The sequence below is a fragment of the Oleiphilus sp. HI0067 genome, assembly GCF_001635735.1.
Genome location: NZ_LWFI01000548.1, coordinates 1 through 738, shown reverse-complemented (window position 1 = coordinate 738; position 738 = coordinate 1). Strand labels below are relative to the sequence as shown.

Genomic DNA, 738 nt, shown 5'->3' with positions numbered 1-738 from the left:
AAGCATCATGAACCTTACCCCGCAATTGTTGCAGACAGAAACTGGAATCTGCTGATGGCTAATGACGCGTCTCTGCGTTTAGTTGGCTTGTTGGGAGAGGTCGAAGATGTATGGTAATAGGTCGATCCGAGCGGTGATAAAAATGTGTATCGCATGACCTTCTCAGAGCATGGAATGCGTCCGTTTATCTCGAATTGGGATGAGATGGCAATGCACATGATGCAGCGATTACAACGTGAGTTGAGTGCAGATCCAGAGAATGACTATCTAGCAGCCTTGCATAAGGAAATTGCTGCCGATTTTCATTACGAAGATAAAATAGGGCTGCTCGGAAATCCCACTCCGATTGCTCCGATTTTACCAATGCACATGACCGTTGGTGACGTGACGCTTAAAACCTTTAGCATGATCTCATCTTTTGGTACTGCACAAGATATCACCGCTGAAGAGATTAAGGTTGAAACCTTTTTTCCTGCTGATGCATTTACCGGGGTGTTCTTTCAGCGATTGGCTGAGAATGGATAAAATCAAGTTGATAGTAGTTTATGGAGAGTCTCAATGATTTCCTGCCAACAATACGATTACATTGAAATTGCTTGTACTTATAAATTACGCGTTCAGTTGTTTCTCAAGGATGCAGAAGTGGTGGAGGGCGTTGTGGTCGATACCGCTTATGATCAGCACCGAAATGAATGCGTGAAGTTGCGTATGGAAACGCAAGAAAACCTTGTAATTTTA

At 43.5% G+C, this 738-nt stretch carries 1 protein-coding gene and 1 pseudogene; both read left to right on the top strand.

Annotated features, from left to right (window positions below; translation table 11 throughout):
- Positions 1–525 (top strand): annotated as a pseudogene (locus A3739_RS06395) (hypothetical protein); the annotation flags it as partial.
- Positions 526–558: 33 nt separating this feature from the next.
- Positions 559–738: Rho-binding antiterminator (locus tag A3739_RS06390; RefSeq protein ID WP_068500746.1), on the top strand; the 180-nt coding region annotated here is incomplete at its 3' end.